We start from the raw sequence: 15,084 nt of genomic DNA, 5'->3' as shown, positions 1-15,084 counted from the left end.
CAAATATTATTTACTATTGAAAGAGTCATCTATTTTTTTCATTTTAGCTAAATGATTTACGTGTGCTTTTCTTGCCGCAAAAATAAAAATGGTAACAACAACAGTTATTGAGAGAGCGAGTACAGTAGGTTCATGTGATAGTATTCTGCTAAGCCATTCCATGGTTTACTTTCCTTAGTATATAATATATTGATAAGTCCAAATATCAGCTGGTTTTTCTTAGTACCAGCAAGCCAGTTTCATAAAACTGGCTAGTTATCTCGCACATTTTAAAATATTTTGTACAAGTGTTCAAGCGTTAGAGTATTTTACTATGCCCTAACGTTATTCTTCGAAGTAAGTACCCCAGCCATCATAGTCAACACCGCATTTTTTTGCCAGCTCAAACATCGCTTGAGTTTCTTTTTTGATTAAGTCTACATCCAGCATTTGTTCAGTCGCAATATCAAAAGCAAACACCTTATCGCCATTTTCTAATTCAGCTTCTTCAGGCTCTTCAATTTCGAATCCGAGTTTAAATGCTGCAATAGCTGCCTTTTCTAATACATCAAAATCACTACTAGCAAAGTGGTGTTCTATGGTGTGATAAACTTCGTCATTAGTGCCGTCGCTAAGCAGCTCAGTAATGAGCATTTCAGTATGAGCAAACCATTCTTGTAATTCTTCATCAATCATTTTTATTACCTATTTATGTTTTATATACAACTTATGTTACTTGTTATGATAAGCCGCTGCTTCAACCGATAATTTCTCGATTTTATCAGACATTAATTCATGAACTTCATTCACTATTGAGCGTAAGTTCTCGCGGCTTGCATCATTTAGTTGAATCGGGTCTAGAAATTCTATAATAATTTTTCCATTATCCCAGCGATTTAAGTTGATAGTACCAACCTGGTTACTGGCACAAATCGGTACAATCGGCACACCTGCTTGAATAGCTGTTCGAAAAGCGCCTGTTTTCAACGGTAACAAGCCTTTACCTCGACTACGAGTACCTTCGGGAAACATCCAGATAGAAAGCTTATCTTTCTTGATTTTATCTGCCGTTAATTCAATGGTATTCATTGCCTTATTGGTGTTTTTTCGATCAATAAGGATATTACCTGATAACCAATACATTTGTCCGAAAAAAGGGATCCACTTTAAACTTTTTTTACCAACGCTCACCGTACCTGGCTGAACGGCATTAGCATGAGTAAAAAGATCATAGCTGTTCTGATGGTTTGCCATCCAAACAACAGGGCCAACACCTTTAACAGACTCAGGAATTCTGACTTCAACATCAACACCAAGAAGTTTAGGGATTTTCCCAAGAAATCTTGCGGTGTGATAAACATTATTACGGTGAAAAGGGCGCAATATTGAATAGAAAACCGAAAGGGTACAAATGATGACCAGCGCCAAGGTCATTAAAAAAACGCGTATTACAGCTAGCAAAGAAAGCTCCAGCATTGGTAGCTAAAAAAAGAGTATGGGCGAGTATACAGAAAAAACAAATAATAAGGTAAAGCTATTATCTATTTATACAAGAAAACAACGAGGATACTTGAATCATCCATTGTAAGCGCAGAGCATGTCCCCCTCCGCTTACAATGACTTTTTTTAACAGTGATATTAGGCGGTAATATTGTGAAACATATACCCTTGTCCCCAAACCGTTTCTATTTGGTTATTCTTCATACCACCCACAGTCAATTTCTCACGTAATTGGGACATTCTGACATCAAGTGTACGCTCTACGCCATTATATGCCCGTTTAAGTAGGGTATTGTAGAGATGATCTCGGGATAAAATTTTTCCCTGATGTTCAATAAGTGACTTTAATAAATTAAATTCAAAGGTCGTCAACTTCACCACCTCACTATTAATAAAGCACCGCTGTGATTTAGGCTGTAAACAAATATCTCCCATCGTCAAGCTCGCTAATTCAACTTGATTTACTGTATTATTTTGACGACGAAATAAAGCCTCAATCCGCATCATTAATATTCGACTATCAATTGGTTTACATAAATAGTCGTCGGCACCTAGCTTAAAAGCATCAAGTTGTTCTTGTTCACTATTCGTGTTTGATACAACAACAAGTAGACCATCAAATAAGGCCCGAAGATCACGTATGATTAATAGCTGTGCGCTATCAGAAAAACCGATATCCACCACGATCATATTTGGTCTATTGCCTACTAAGTAGCTTTTAAGCTCCTCATTCAAGCCCTCACCCGTTCGTATTTTTGTAGTTTGGTAACCTGATAGATTCCGATTACCTAAAAAGGTTTTACTGAGGTAATGATCATTTTCAATCAACAGTAATTTTTGCTGTGATTGATTATCATTGTTAGTTTCAAGTGATTGTGTATTTTCAACAAGCTCAATACTTGATGCCATGACAGACTCCTTAAAATTAAACGACTTTGATTTGTTTTATTTAATAATTAAATTATAAAAGCAAAGTCATGAAGAGACTGTAATAGCTTGTAATGAAACTGTAACACCTTGCAATGAAGGGGATTGTTATGAATTAGTACTTTTATTGAAAAATAAAAAATCATGCGGCTTAATGCTTAACGCCACTTTTTGCTTTAATGATAACGCGATATCGCTGTATAAACTTAACTTCTTAAATGCCATCGACTTGTCCATAACTGAATCATCGAGACTGCTTAGATAATAATGATAACCTTGCTCGGTAACACTAATATATTCAACTTGTGCATTTGCCCTATTATTGTCATCAACTAAAACAGTGAGCAGTAGTTTCGAGGGTTTTACCAGTAAATAAACTAAGTCCGCTTTTTTATCGCTATTATTCTCTATAGCAAGCTCACCTAACAAGCTCTGAACGCCTGTTGAAGTGATTTGGCAAGGAAGCCAACTGCCAAGCTGTAAAAAATCAGCAACCTGATAACTATTCGGTTGCTGGCAAATAATACTAGGAGCATCGAACTGTAACAACCTGCCCTGCGCCATTACGGCCATTTTATCAGCAAAGGTGAAGACTTCATCTTTGTTGTGGGTTACAAAAATAGCAGTCATCTTAAACTGCTTTAACAGGAGTCTTATTTCTACCATCAGTTCATTTCTAAGGCGGGCATCAATATTTGAAAAAGGCTCATCGAGTAACAGTAATTTAGGTTTTGGTGCTAAAGCTCTGGCAATGGCTACTCTTTGCTGCTGACCACCAGAAAGCTGATGAATATAACTCTCACTGTAATCGTCTAACTTTAATATGCTAAGTAAGTGGTCAATTTGTTCAAGTTGCTCCACTTTACTTAGCTTGCTGATACCAAAGGCAATATTCTCTTTTACGGTTAAGTGAGGGAATAGCGCATAATCTTGGAAAATCATACCGACTTGACGCTGCTCTGCTGGTACCGTGTGCTCACCATCACTAAGTAAATTACCATCAATGACTATTTTTCCTTTACTGGGCTTACTAAAACCAGCGATAGCATTAAGCAAGGTGGTTTTCCCACAGCCACTAGCACCAACAAGACCTAGAATATCTCCCTCATTAAGACTCAAATCCAACGTTGATAAAATCACTTTCTCTTGCAGTATTATAGATAGTTGTTGGATAGATAACAGGATAGGTGGTTCAATAGATGGCTGGGTAGTTAACAACGCGGTCATACTTTTTCCTTGCTCTTATTCAGTAGCACAATAGGTAATAAGCCGAACAACACAATGAGGATCGCCCCCAAAGCACCTTGTTCTAACATTTCATCAGAAATAAGCTGATATATTTGGCTACTTAAGGTTTCAAAATTAAAAGGACGTAATAATAATACTGCCGGTAATTCTTTCATTGCTTCCACAAAGACTAATAACCATGCCACTAATATTGCCGGGGTTAACATAGGTAAATGCACCTTAGTTAAACTGCCTCTTAAGTTAACGCCTAACGTGGCAGGTGCATAATCTAATGATCGAGGAATTTGTTTTATACCACTGGCAATGGTGCCATTAGCTATCGCTGAAAAACGTACGACCAGTGCAAAGACAATAGCAAAAATAGAGCCTGATAATATTAATCCTGGTGCAGTAAAGCCGATAAGCTCAGCCACCCCGTTAAGCCAGTGGTCAAGAGGTCCTAATGTTGACAACATCGCCATAGCCAAAACAGTGCCAGGAATTGCATAACCAAAGCCTGATATTAGTTGTGGAATCTGACGATATTTATCATTATGTAAACGCTGATATAAGCCTAATGATAAAGCGATAACGACGGCAATTGTCGCAGCAAAAACTGACACTTTCAGTGAATTGATGCCTGTAGATAACAAAACAGATAGTTGCGCAACATCACTGTATTGCACGGCCATAATGATCAATAAGGTTATTGGTAATAAGAAACCTAAAATGACCAGTGCCCAACAAAAAATGCTGGCAATAAGCTGTTGGCTAAAAGACAACTGCATCAGTTCGCGCTTTGAGTTAGGTCTAGCACTTTGATGACGAAGCCCTGCTCTGCTTCGTTGCTCTGCTAGTACCACAAATAGCACTAATAACATCAAAACACTGGCTAAAGCATTAGCCGCGCCAAGGTCGCCATAACCAAGCCAAGTATCATAAATTGCCGTCGTTAGTGTGTTAACAGAGAAATATTGTACGGTAGCAAAATCAGCTAAAGTCTCCATTAAGACTAGACTGGCCGAAACAGCAATTGCAGGTCTTGCTAAAGGCAGAGCAACTTTAAAGAAACTTTGTTTTGCGGTTAAGCCCAGTAATCGACTCGCCCGAATTAAGTTTTGATCTTGTTGTTCAAAAGCGCCACGCGTTAGCATATAAATATAGGGAAACAACACCAGTGCCAGCATCAAGGCTGCACCGGGTAAGGTACGAATATCAAAAAACCAATAATCATTTGGCGATTGCCAACCAAACCAGGCTCTTAAGCCGCGTTGTACTGGGCCTGCATAATCAAATAAGTCGGTATAAAGGTAAGCAACTAAATACGCCGGCATCGCTAAAGGTAAGAGTAACAACCAACGTAGTTGCTGCTTAAAGACAATGTTGGTTTGCGTGATAATGGCGGCACTAAATACGCCAAAAAACAAAGCTAATACCACCACCCAAAAGGCAAGTAATAGGGTATTTTCAAGGTAACTTGGTAGCACTGTTTGCCATAGATGCGTAAACAGCTGCGTTGAAGCACTAACACCACCGACTAGCATAACCACCACTGGTACTATCAGTACCAGTGCAATTATATAGCTAGATAACTTCCATGTTTTGCTGTTATACAGTGCTATCACAAATCAAACTGTGCTTGGTCTAATAGCTTTAATGCTGTTTTACGGTTTTTAGCAATATCTTCTAACGGGAGAGCATCGGCTTTATAACTCCCCCAAGAAGCAACGAGCTTAGATACTGCAACACCTTCACGAATAGGATATTCCATATTCGTTTGTGCATATAACGCTTGCGCAGGTTTAGAGACTAAAAACTCCATTAACGCTTGGGCATTTTTTACGTTAGGAGCATATTTAGCCATAGCTACACCAGAAATATTAATATGGGCGCCGCGATTTTTTTGGTTAGGAAAATTAATGTAAACTTCATCTGCCCAAACTTTCTGTTTGTCATCTTTTAACATTTTGCCAAAATAGTAACTATTGCCTAAAGAGATATCACATAAATTTTGGTGAATGGCTTGTACTTGCGCGCGATCACTTCCCTGAGGTTTACGGGCTAAATTATTCTTTACTTTTTTAAGCCAATCTAATGTGTATGTCTCGCCATGCTCACTGATCATTGAAGCAACTAAAGCAACAGTATAAGGGTGTTTACCACTACGCGTACAAACACGACCTTTATATTTTTCATCAGCTAAGTCTTCATAATTTATATCTATTTTACCTAAACGTTTCGCTGAATAAATATTACGAACGCGAGTCGTTAAGGCAAACCAAGTATTGTCTTGTGCTTGGTATTGTTTAGGGATTGCGCTGCTTAATACTGACGAGTTAACTGCTTGAACTAAGTCTTTATCACGTAATTCAATCAAACGACTAATATCTGTCGTCAGTAAAATATCGGCAGGACTGTACTTACCTTCTCGCGCTAAACGTTCAGCCATACCTTCTTTAGCAAACACCACATTGACTTTAATACCTGTTTGTTCAGTAAATTGGGTAAATAAAGGCTCAACAAGAAAAGGTTGGCGGTATGAGTAAACATTCACTTCTTCACTAGCATTTGCGCTAAAACCTGTGATAAAAAATAATGCGATAAACAAGGTGATGAACAATTTTTTAAACATAAGTAGTGTCTCAATAAAATATGATGAGCGGATTGTACAAGGACAGCAATGGCTGTCAAGGTTTTTGCGAATAACTCGCATTAAGGCTTATACAAGATAATGACCGCTTAACTTAACCCCACAGCGCCACTTAACAGTAACCAACAAGCAAAGAACAACTTCAACTTAGTCGCTGATAAGTGCGTGACTACGGTTTTAGCAAATATTCCGCCTAATACAGCCCCTGGACCTGCAAATAAAACAACTTGCCAATAAACGTCACTATTAACTTGTGCGATTGCTGTCCAAACGGTGATAGCGGAAACTATTACAGCAGCAGCAACAGCCATACTAATGTCAAAATGACGTAAAAGCAGGTAAATAACTAATAACTCGCCAACGCCAACACTTAACCAAGCGGTAACGGCACCACCAAATAAACCAATCAGTACCATTGCGATATAATCAACATAATATAGCTGACTCCGCTCACGGTGCGGTTGTAGCAAATAGATCGTTAAGATAATGAAAAAACCTAATAGCAATGAAAACCAGCTAAAACTAATGGGTAAAGCAGCTGGAGAGTCCGCGTGGTAAATAAAGACCGAATTAAGGCCAATTACCGAAGCAATAGTGGTCACACAAATGATACGTTTAAAGCCTTGCCATAAACGTAACTCTGTTTTTTCAGATTTATAATGATGCCACCAAGTAACAGCACCCGCAGTCATACCAAAGCATTGAATAGCAAAGCTTGTAGCAATGGATTGTTGCTCAGTAAAATTAAGCTGGGTAAACATGGGGATAAACACCACACCACCGCCAGCCCCGGTTGAGTTAGCGAAGATGGCGCCTACAGTGCCTAAAAAGGTAAATAAAGTATAATCAGCTAATTCAGTTAGCGTATGGCTAGAGCTCAAAAGTAATCCTGACCATAGCACTAAAAATAGCACAATAAACTTAGGGTTTGATAAACGCATAAATGCTTTTTTAGACATAGGAACTTAACTTCAACTTAGCTATTTCAACTTATCCACTTCTATTTAACTGAGTTTCCCTAAGCAATAGCGGGGTTTTTAGTCACAATAAAAGCTATCGCCTCATCAGATAAACATGCTTTAGATAGATAGCTTTTACTAGCAATGTCTTTGCCAGTAACACTTTTTCCTAAGGTAAAGGAAATAACAAAACCTAAATCGGTTTCGGTGACGAGTGTTACATCAGCCCACAAAATTCGACTATTGATATGAAATGATTCGGTCAATATTCCCTGCTCATCAATAGTCAGTTTTACTTCACTATTGGAAGCTTTACTAAGCATCTGCCTGATCACCCACCAAGGTTTATGATAATAAACACTAATCGATTCGAGCAGGCCTAAAGCAATGACGAACCAAGCGGCATAAGGATTCACAGGCGTAGCGAACAAAATAATCAAACCAAATACGGTTAGAACATTCGCTTTGAAATAGGTTTTTTTATCATGAGCCAACGTACTCGATTGAGTGTAGCATTCAGTGTAGTGGGCTTTATCTAAAATAAAACTGGTAGAAAAGGAGTTAGATTGAGTCATTAAAATTACTGGCGCTATAAAAGTTTAACTAAAAAATTAGTGCTAGTTTATCAGAAGACTTGATAAAACGAGTAATTAATTGTATCCGCAGTTACAAACACAATAGCGCCGCGGTTTCATAAAAGGATGCCTTAAAAGGCTAATTATTGGTTATACCTGATCATTGTAAGACACATATTAAGGTGGTCAATAAAGCTGCAAACTTGTTGAAAGTCTTCCTTAGGTATTTTGTCGTTAAGTGTCATTCGCTGTATACAGATCAAGCCTATCGCTTTACGTCCTATTTTAACGGGAATAAAAGCCACTGTGCCGCCACGAATGAGATCACTAATTTCGTCAGTGATTAAATGACACCAACGAGCATCTTGCTGATCATTAATCAATACCGGTGTATCTGTACTAAGCACCCTAGCAATTACATTATCAACGTGCTTAATATCAATATTAATTTTTGTGTCATCGCCTTGTCCGTTTCTATCAACCACTAACCGTGACTTAACCCTTGCCCTATCATCAACCAACATTAAAAATGAGCTCAGATCAAAAGTGAATATATTCGCTATATCTTCCAATGCTAACTGAAAATATTCATTAAAATCTTTGCTATGTTGCATCAGTTTAGTGAGTTTCATAAAACTATTGAGTAACGCTTTATCTCTACTTTCAGGCTCAGTAGGGATCACAGCTTCAACGTGAAGCGCAAAATCTTTGCTGGTAGGAAGACTATTAATACGCTCAGTTAATATTTCTGCGCTGTAAGATAAAAGCAATTTATCTGCTTGCTCTCGAGTATGATCGATTCTTACCGTTAATTGCCTGACCGTAATATTCATGATTGTGGCAATGTCTGCTAATAAACGTTGGTAGTCTTCCTCACTTCCTTCTGGCTTGGCAATAACAGCACTGAGTTTATCGGCAAAGTAGATGATTTTAACTTCATTGGTACGCGTAGTGGGTTGGTCCAATGCTTTAATTAATAAGTCACTCAATCCCCAATTCCCAGCAAGACCTTTACTTAATTCATTAAAGCTCGTGCCCATCTCTTGCTGACAATATTGCTTAAAATCTTGTGTGGATTTCGCCTCATAACTTGCCAATTTTTTAGCTACATCACCACCAGCACTCCAAAAAGCTGTTTCACCTATACGATATAACATGGCAGCAAGGTAGAGTTCTTCTTGCATTTCGTCGCTGTAATTGGGCGCCATCATTTTAGCTAACATACCAGCATAAAATGAATTAGCCATCAGCTGAGTTAACTTTTCATAAACATTCAAATCAAGGTTCTTCGACGCTAATAAGCTAGAGACTAACTTTGACGTTAGACAGATATTTTTAACGGTTTGAGTACCAAGCACTACTGTGGCGCGAGAAACGGTGGTGACTTTATTAACACTAATATGTTGAATATTATTAGCGACTTTAAGCAAGCATGAAGACAACCCTTGATCATGCAAGATAGCCGCGCTTAACTTAGTTAACGATGACTTATCATCATTAGAAAATGTATCTAACATTTTAGCAGTAGAGGTAATAGCGGGCAGTTCACTATTAGCGATAAGATCGATCCATTGTTCGGTGGTTCGTAACCCTTTATTACTCATGACAATTTCTCAATGATTATCTTTAGTAAAGCATAGTTATCATAATGCACTCAATAAGTGCTTATGTCTAAGTTTTAGCAAAAGAAAGTAACTATTTATATAGCCATTATAAGTCAAAGCAGCAATAAAGTGATGCTGTCCAAATACGGATTCTATGGGGTTACAATCACTTTACTCCCACCAATACCCGGCACTTTGCACAGGTACAGATATAATAGCTAAACTTAGATAACTATCAACAAACAACCATTAACAATTGACAGCGCTGTCATTTTTTAATAGTGTAAGATAATATCTATCATACTAAAAAGTTTATCGCTTAAAATATAAGCGTACCGTGATGCTTTATTAATTTAATTTTTCTAAGGAAAAAACATGCAAGTTATTATTTTCGATGATGCACAACAAGTTGCACAAAGTGCAGCCGAATGGGTTGCAGAGTTAATCAATAAAAAATCAGATCCTGTTTTAGGTTTGGCAACTGGCAGTACGCCTATTAGTCTTTATCAAGAATTGGTTAATAAGCACAAAGCTGGCGAACTTAGTTTCAAGAATACCACCAGTTTCAATTTAGACGAATACTTAGGCATTGATGAAAAAAATGAACAAAGTTACCGCCACTTCATGAATGTAAACTTGTTCAACCATGTTGATATTGATAAATCTAAAACCTTCGTACCTACGTGCAATAATGGTGAAAATCCAAGAGCACAGGGCTTAGCTTATGAAGATAAAATTGCTCAAGCTGGCGGTGTCGACTTACAAATTTTAGGTATCGGTGCAAATGGCCATATTGGTTTTAATGAGCCAACGTCAAGCTTAGCGTCACGTACTCGCATTAAAACACTCACTCAGCAAACTATTGATGATAACAGCCGTTTATTTACAGCTGATGAATTTCAACCAACGTTAGCTATGACCATGGGTATTGCTACCATCCTTGATGCTAGGTATGTCCTGCTTATGGCAACAGGTAAAAACAAAGCGAAAGCAGTAAAAGATATGGTAACAGGTGCATTATCAGCCGCATGTCCTGCGTCTGCTTTACAGTTGCATGAAAATGCTATTGTATTACTTGATAAAGAAGCGGCAAGCGAATTAGAAGATCAAGAATATTATATCTGGGCTAATAAGCAAAACCTGAAGATAAACCAAGAGTTTGGTTTATACCATAACTACTAACCGATAAATAACATGGCTACTAACATGGCTGGATAGGGTAGTTTAGCCCCGTTTTATTTATCAGTCGCAACAAAAAGGCTCAAGTTAATCAATACCTTTAATTGATGAACTTGAGCCTTTTTAATGATCTAATTAACAGTTTAGTTTGCTGCGTGTAGTAACTCAGGTAAAAAGTTTTCACTTTCCTGTGCTAACAGACATTGCTGTTGCAAAATATCTTGTAGAATTTCTTTAGTGGTTAACGGGTTTGCTAACACAACTCTAAAGACAATCACTTTTTCACCGCCATAACGACTCACTTCAATACGGGTACGTGAAACAAAAGAACGACCATCTTCACGTTGGCGCTTTTGAATAAACTTGGTCAGTTTACCAATCAACAAATTCACCGACTTATTGGCTTCATTATCATTACGCGCTAACAATGCTTGTACTGACTTAGGAGCATAACGATACGTTAATAGACACAACTCTGGGCGGGTTATTAACTCAAAATCATCATGCTGATTAATTAAGTCGGCAAAATACTCTGCTTTTTCTATGGCCTGATTAATTAGCATCTCATAACCAGGTCGGCTAATAATATGCAAACTAGCATAAACTAACATCGCCATTCCTGGGCGAGAGCCTTCTAGCGTATGGCTACCTAAATCTTTTGAACCTTTACGTAAAATGTATTCTGCGTGATGCTCAATGGCACTCACAGAGGCCGGGTCTTTAAAAATAACTAAACCGGCTCCCATAGGCACATACATCTGTTTATGCGCGTCAATAGTCACTGAGTCGGCTTGTTCTATGCCTTTAAGCAAAGGACGGTATTTATTCGATAACAATGTTGCACCACCCCACGCGGCATCAACATGAAAATGACATTGATGTTGCTGGGCAATTTCTGCCATTTTATCAAGCGGGTCAATATTACCGGTTTCAGTAGTACCGGCGACACCTACAATAGCGAGTATTTTGACATTTTTTGCCGCAAGTTGTTCGCATTTTTCCGCCAGCTTTTGGCAATCTATTTTATTATATTCATCGGTAGGAATAGCAATAACATTCTCTTGGCCTATGCCGAGAATATCAGCCGATTTTTTTAATGAGTAATGGCCACGGTCAGACACTAAAATAGCGAGATCTTGATAGCCATAATGTCTCATGGCACGATGCAAGCCTTCTCGCGATACACCACGAAAGTCACCATCGGCTTTAAGCAGTTTATTTCGAGCGACCCATAACGCAGTAATGTTAGCGACAGTACCACCTGAACAAAAAGCGCCAAGTGAATGTTCCGCGCTATGCATCCAATTTTGATAAAAGTCATCATCCTGTTGATACACCAAATTGTGCATCATACCTAAAACTTGACGTTCTAATGGCGTGAAAGCTTTGGAGGTTTCAACTTTAACTAAGTTTTGATTTAACCCAACCATCAATTTAGACAGCGGTAAAATAAAGGATGGTAGCGCAGAGGTCATATGACCAATAAAACTAGGACTTGAAGTATGTACAGATTGTGCGACTAATTTATCAAGCAGATGATGCATATGATCTGAGACAAACTCAGGCTGCTCTGGGATATGAGGATTGATAAAATCTTGCTCAATATCCGTTAACGCATTTTTACTGGCTACAATATGGTTGTTTAAAAAGCCAACCAAGTTTTGTGACATCTCTTGCTCAAGGCGCCCCAACGTAGAATCGGGTGCCTCAGCAACAGTAAAAATTCGATGTAAAGACTCTTGGGTCGCATCAGCAATGCGCTTAGTTGCTCTCATAGTTGTTCACTTAACTGTTCACTAGATTTCTTGCTTAGCCAATTCCAACAATTGTACATGGCAAGATTAATAATTTTGGGGTTATTTATCGTTAGTACGAAAGAACGCACTTTAATAAAAAATACCGCAAAAGTCTTGTAGTTTCGTTAACATTACTAACTATATTCACTATCGCGCTAGCGTTAATTGCCAACAAACTTGGCCACTCGCTTGATATTTCGCCTCAAACGGCGTCATCGCCAATGAAGCGTCAACAACAGGCAATGCTACAATTTCACCATGCAAAACAACAAACTTAGCCGCTTGTTGAAACTCAGCTAAATAAATACGCCAATTACTACGTAAAATCAGCTGTTCACCAATACTCGTCATTTGTGGGAAAACCGCACTACCATGCCATCGGCGTTGTAAGTGCTTAGATTTAGGCCAAGGGTTGGGATATAAAATATAGTGCTTAGATACCGACCAATTCGCGGCTTTAACTAAACGATAAAAATCATTTAAATCAGCCCGTACTAAGTGATAGTTATCAGCGGTAAAGCCATGGTCAGCATCAAAACCTTCAACATTACGATTTATTCTATGATCAGACTTATCAACGCCAATCACTAATGCCTGTGGGTTTTGTTGCGCTAACAGTCGCGTACTTTGCCCTACGCCACAGCACGCATCTAAGATTATCTCACCTTCAGGGTTTGCCACTAAAAAGGCTTTAACCAACGCATCCATTTGTGCAAAAGCTTCTTCTGTGTGTTTTTGATAAGGCTTTTGAGAAGCATGAGTGAGGTGTCTTTGCACCACCTCATCAAGCTTTTCATGAATACCTTCTTGATTACTAATAATCGCTTTAGAGTCACCCAGTACTGTTTGGCTATCCAATGTATTTATATCTCCTGCGATATTCGCTGTAGTCTTAGTAGTCATATTAGCTTCTCAGTCCTATACCTTTAGAAATCAGTACCATGGCAACGGTAAACAAAGTGACAATAAAGAAAATAATGACAGCAAAAGCAGTCACTAAACTCACATCAGATATACCTAAAAAACCGTACCTAAACGCATTAACCATATAAACAATGGGATTTACTTGCGAAACGCCCTGCCAAAATTCAGGCAATAAACTAATCGAATAAAACACACCACCAAGGTAAGTTAACGGCGTTAAAATAAAGGTAGGTATAATTGAAATATCATCAAAACTATTGGCAAAAATAGCGTTAATTAAACCACCTAACGCAAAGGTTGCCGACGTTAACGTAACCGTAGCGATAATCACCCAAATGTTATGCAGTTGAATATCAACAAAGAACAATGAAACTAGCGTTACAATCAAGCCAACTAAAATACCACGACACATGCCACCGCCAACATAACCCGCCACAATAACCCAATTAGGTACTGGCGCGACTAACATCTCTTCAACATTTCGCTGCCACTTGGCGCTAAAAAATGAAGAAGCTACATTCGAGTATGAATTGGTAATAACGCTCATCATGATAAGGCCTGGCACAATAAACGACATATAATCAAAGCCGCCCATTTCACCAATACGTGAACCAATCAACGAACCAAAAATAACAAAGTATAAGCTAATAGTTATAGCCGGGGGGACTAAGGTTTGTATCCAAATACGGGTAAAACGTTGTATTTCTTTTGTTAAAATACTTTTTAACGCAATAGAGTTATTCATTTAGTTTGCTCCCACAACAGCACTTTGCTGTTTTGCTTTAGTAGCGCTCGATTTTTTATTGATCAAACGAATAAACAAAGCTTCTAAGCGATTACTTTTATTACGCATACTCAGCACTTCAATATTTGCAGCGTTCAATTGTTCAAAAATTTGATTTAGGTTCTGCGACTTATTTAAATCGACTTCCAAGGTATGATCATCAATAACCCGATAAGCGATTGACTGTGATTGCTCGGCAAATTGCGTCAATGTACTTAGCGTTAGGTTCACTTGCAGGTCAAAAACAAAGGTTTCAACATCGAGTTGCGCGAGTAATTTTTTCATACTGGTATCTTCGACAATTTCACCACCATCAATAATGGCAATATTGCGACACAGCATTTCAGCTTCTTCTAGATAGTGCGTGGTAAGAATAATAGTAATACCCTGCTCGTTTAACGCTTTTAGAAAGTCCCACATTGAGCGGCGTAGTTCAATATCAACCCCCGCGGTTGGCTCATCTAAAATCAACATTTGTGGTTCATGCATTAACGCACGCGCAATCATTAAACGACGTTTCATACCACCAGAGAGTGAACGAGCGGGTTCATCACGCTTGTCCCATAATTCTAGCTGCTTTAAGTATTTTTCTGCACGCTGTATAGCCACCGGCTTACTTACGCCGTAGTAACCCGCTTGATTGACTAAAATATTAACCAATGGCTCAAACTGACTAAAGTTAAATTCTTGCGGCACTAAGCCAATAAAGCTTTTAGCTTTTTCTAAGTCGGTATCAATGTCATAGCCAAAGACCTTTACCTTACCACCGGTTTTATTGACCAGTGAAGTAATTACGCCAATAGAAGTAGACTTACCCGCACCATTAGGGCCAAGCAAAGCAAAAAAGTCGCCCTGTTCAACGGTTAAATCAATGCCTTTCAACGCTTGAAAACCACCTTTATAGGTTTTTTCCAGTGCGCTAATCTCTAGTGCGTATGTCATGTATGCTGCCAATCAAATTGAGGATGGAGTATAAATAT

At 38.4% G+C, this 15,084-nt stretch carries 15 protein-coding genes; 1 reads left to right on the top strand and 14 read right to left on the bottom strand.

From position 1 onward, the window contains the following. Positions 1–6: 6 nt before the first annotated feature. From CXF71_RS21555 to CXF71_RS16215, 10 genes are all read right to left on the bottom strand, one after another. Positions 7–162 (bottom strand): hypothetical protein, encoded by a 156-nt coding sequence (locus tag CXF71_RS21555; protein WP_198559898.1) that lies wholly within the window; start codon positions 160–162, stop codon positions 7–9. Between the two features lie 162 nt (positions 163–324). Then, the gene (rraB, locus tag CXF71_RS16255) at positions 325–675 is read right to left on the bottom strand and encodes a ribonuclease E inhibitor RraB (RefSeq protein ID WP_101233988.1); all 351 of its coding nucleotides are present in this window, start codon (positions 673–675) and stop codon (positions 325–327) included. A gap of 36 nt (positions 676–711) precedes the next feature. Further along, entirely contained in the window at positions 712–1,440 is a 729-nt protein-coding gene (locus CXF71_RS16250; protein ID WP_198559897.1) for a 1-acylglycerol-3-phosphate O-acyltransferase, read from the bottom strand. 177 nt (positions 1,441–1,617) lie between these two features. After that, positions 1,618–2,388: a response regulator transcription factor gene (locus CXF71_RS16245; protein ID WP_101233986.1), complete on the bottom strand. Its 771-nt coding sequence runs from the start codon at positions 2,386–2,388 to the stop codon at positions 1,618–1,620. A 126-nt stretch (positions 2,389–2,514) separates the two neighbouring features. After that, positions 2,515–3,633 (bottom strand): ABC transporter ATP-binding protein, encoded by a 1,119-nt coding sequence (locus CXF71_RS16240; protein WP_101233985.1) that lies wholly within the window; start codon positions 3,631–3,633, stop codon positions 2,515–2,517. Continuing rightward, positions 3,630–5,258, bottom strand: a complete 1,629-nt coding sequence (locus tag CXF71_RS16235) for an ABC transporter permease (RefSeq protein WP_101233984.1) — start codon at positions 5,256–5,258, stop codon at positions 3,630–3,632. Before CXF71_RS16235 ends, CXF71_RS16240 begins: the two co-directional genes overlap by 4 nt. After that, entirely contained in the window at positions 5,255–6,265 is a 1,011-nt protein-coding gene (locus tag CXF71_RS16230) for an extracellular solute-binding protein (RefSeq protein WP_101233983.1), read from the bottom strand. Before CXF71_RS16230 ends, CXF71_RS16235 begins: the two co-directional genes overlap by 4 nt. Before the next feature lie 107 nt (positions 6,266–6,372). Further along, the gene (locus CXF71_RS16225) at positions 6,373–7,242 is read right to left on the bottom strand and encodes a sulfite exporter TauE/SafE family protein (protein ID WP_101233982.1); all 870 of its coding nucleotides are present in this window, start codon (positions 7,240–7,242) and stop codon (positions 6,373–6,375) included. A 59-nt stretch (positions 7,243–7,301) separates the two neighbouring features. Beyond that, on the bottom strand, positions 7,302–7,817 hold the full coding sequence (locus tag CXF71_RS16220; RefSeq protein ID WP_101233981.1) for a YcxB family protein: 516 nt from the start codon (positions 7,815–7,817) through the stop codon (positions 7,302–7,304). Between the two features lie 143 nt (positions 7,818–7,960). Next, a complete protein-coding gene (locus tag CXF71_RS16215; RefSeq protein ID WP_101233980.1) occupies positions 7,961–9,421 on the bottom strand; it encodes an HDOD domain-containing protein in 1,461 nt (486 codons plus the stop codon). A gap of 375 nt (positions 9,422–9,796) precedes the next feature. On the opposite strand from CXF71_RS16215, the gene nagB reads away from it, so the two are divergent. Next, complete coding sequence (gene nagB, locus CXF71_RS16210) at positions 9,797–10,603, top strand: glucosamine-6-phosphate deaminase (RefSeq protein WP_101233979.1); 807 nt, start codon at positions 9,797–9,799, stop codon at positions 10,601–10,603. A 140-nt stretch (positions 10,604–10,743) separates the two neighbouring features. Here the strand turns inward: nagB and panP are convergent, their stop codons facing one another. The 4 genes from panP to CXF71_RS16190 form a co-directional block, all read right to left on the bottom strand. Next, positions 10,744–12,375 (bottom strand): pyridoxal-dependent aspartate 1-decarboxylase PanP, encoded by a 1,632-nt coding sequence (panP, locus tag CXF71_RS16205; protein WP_101233978.1) that lies wholly within the window; start codon positions 12,373–12,375, stop codon positions 10,744–10,746. 168 nt (positions 12,376–12,543) lie between these two features. Beyond that, the gene (gene trmB, locus CXF71_RS16200; RefSeq protein WP_101233977.1) at positions 12,544–13,299 is read right to left on the bottom strand and encodes a tRNA (guanine(46)-N(7))-methyltransferase TrmB; all 756 of its coding nucleotides are present in this window, start codon (positions 13,297–13,299) and stop codon (positions 12,544–12,546) included. 1 nt (position 13,300) lies between these two features. Then, on the bottom strand, positions 13,301–14,065 hold the full coding sequence (locus CXF71_RS16195) for an ABC transporter permease (RefSeq protein WP_101233976.1): 765 nt from the start codon (positions 14,063–14,065) through the stop codon (positions 13,301–13,303). Beyond that, complete coding sequence (locus CXF71_RS16190) at positions 14,066–15,046, bottom strand: ABC transporter ATP-binding protein (RefSeq protein ID WP_101233975.1); 981 nt, start codon at positions 15,044–15,046, stop codon at positions 14,066–14,068. Between the last annotated feature and the right edge of the window lie 38 nt (positions 15,047–15,084).

The organism is Colwellia sp. 12G3 (assembly GCF_002836775.1).
Taxonomy (GTDB): Bacteria; Pseudomonadota; Gammaproteobacteria; order Enterobacterales; family Alteromonadaceae; genus Colwellia.
Note: the sequence above shows the minus strand (reverse complement) of the source record. Positions and strands in the feature narration are given on the sequence as shown.

Bases quoted from the DNA above. Each gene is read 5' to 3' on its own strand.
- CXF71_RS16230 (WP_101233983.1), bottom strand. From the start codon at position 6,265: ATGTTTAAAAAATTGTTCATCACCTTGTTTATCGCATTATTTTTTATC.
- CXF71_RS16215 (WP_101233980.1), bottom strand. From the start codon at position 9,421: ATGAGTAATAAAGGGTTACGAACCACCGAACAATGGATCGATCTTATC.
- CXF71_RS16190 (WP_101233975.1), bottom strand. From the start codon at position 15,046: ATGACATACGCACTAGAGATTAGCGCACTGGAAAAAACCTATAAAGGT.
- CXF71_RS16225 (WP_101233982.1), bottom strand. From the start codon at position 7,242: ATGTCTAAAAAAGCATTTATGCGTTTATCAAACCCTAAGTTTATTGTG.
- panP (WP_101233978.1), bottom strand. From the start codon at position 12,375: ATGAGAGCAACTAAGCGCATTGCTGATGCGACCCAAGAGTCTTTACAT.
- rraB (WP_101233988.1), bottom strand. From the start codon at position 675: ATGATTGATGAAGAATTACAAGAATGGTTTGCTCATACTGAAATGCTC.
- CXF71_RS16245 (WP_101233986.1), bottom strand. From the start codon at position 2,388: ATGGCATCAAGTATTGAGCTTGTTGAAAATACACAATCACTTGAAACT.
- CXF71_RS16195 (WP_101233976.1), bottom strand. From the start codon at position 14,065: ATGAATAACTCTATTGCGTTAAAAAGTATTTTAACAAAAGAAATACAA.
- nagB (WP_101233979.1), top strand. From the start codon at position 9,797: ATGCAAGTTATTATTTTCGATGATGCACAACAAGTTGCACAAAGTGCA.
- trmB (WP_101233977.1), bottom strand. From the start codon at position 13,299: ATGACTACTAAGACTACAGCGAATATCGCAGGAGATATAAATACATTG.
- CXF71_RS16240 (WP_101233985.1), bottom strand. From the start codon at position 3,633: ATGACCGCGTTGTTAACTACCCAGCCATCTATTGAACCACCTATCCTG.
- CXF71_RS16220 (WP_101233981.1), bottom strand. From the start codon at position 7,817: ATGACTCAATCTAACTCCTTTTCTACCAGTTTTATTTTAGATAAAGCC.
- CXF71_RS21555 (WP_198559898.1), bottom strand. From the start codon at position 162: ATGGAATGGCTTAGCAGAATACTATCACATGAACCTACTGTACTCGCT.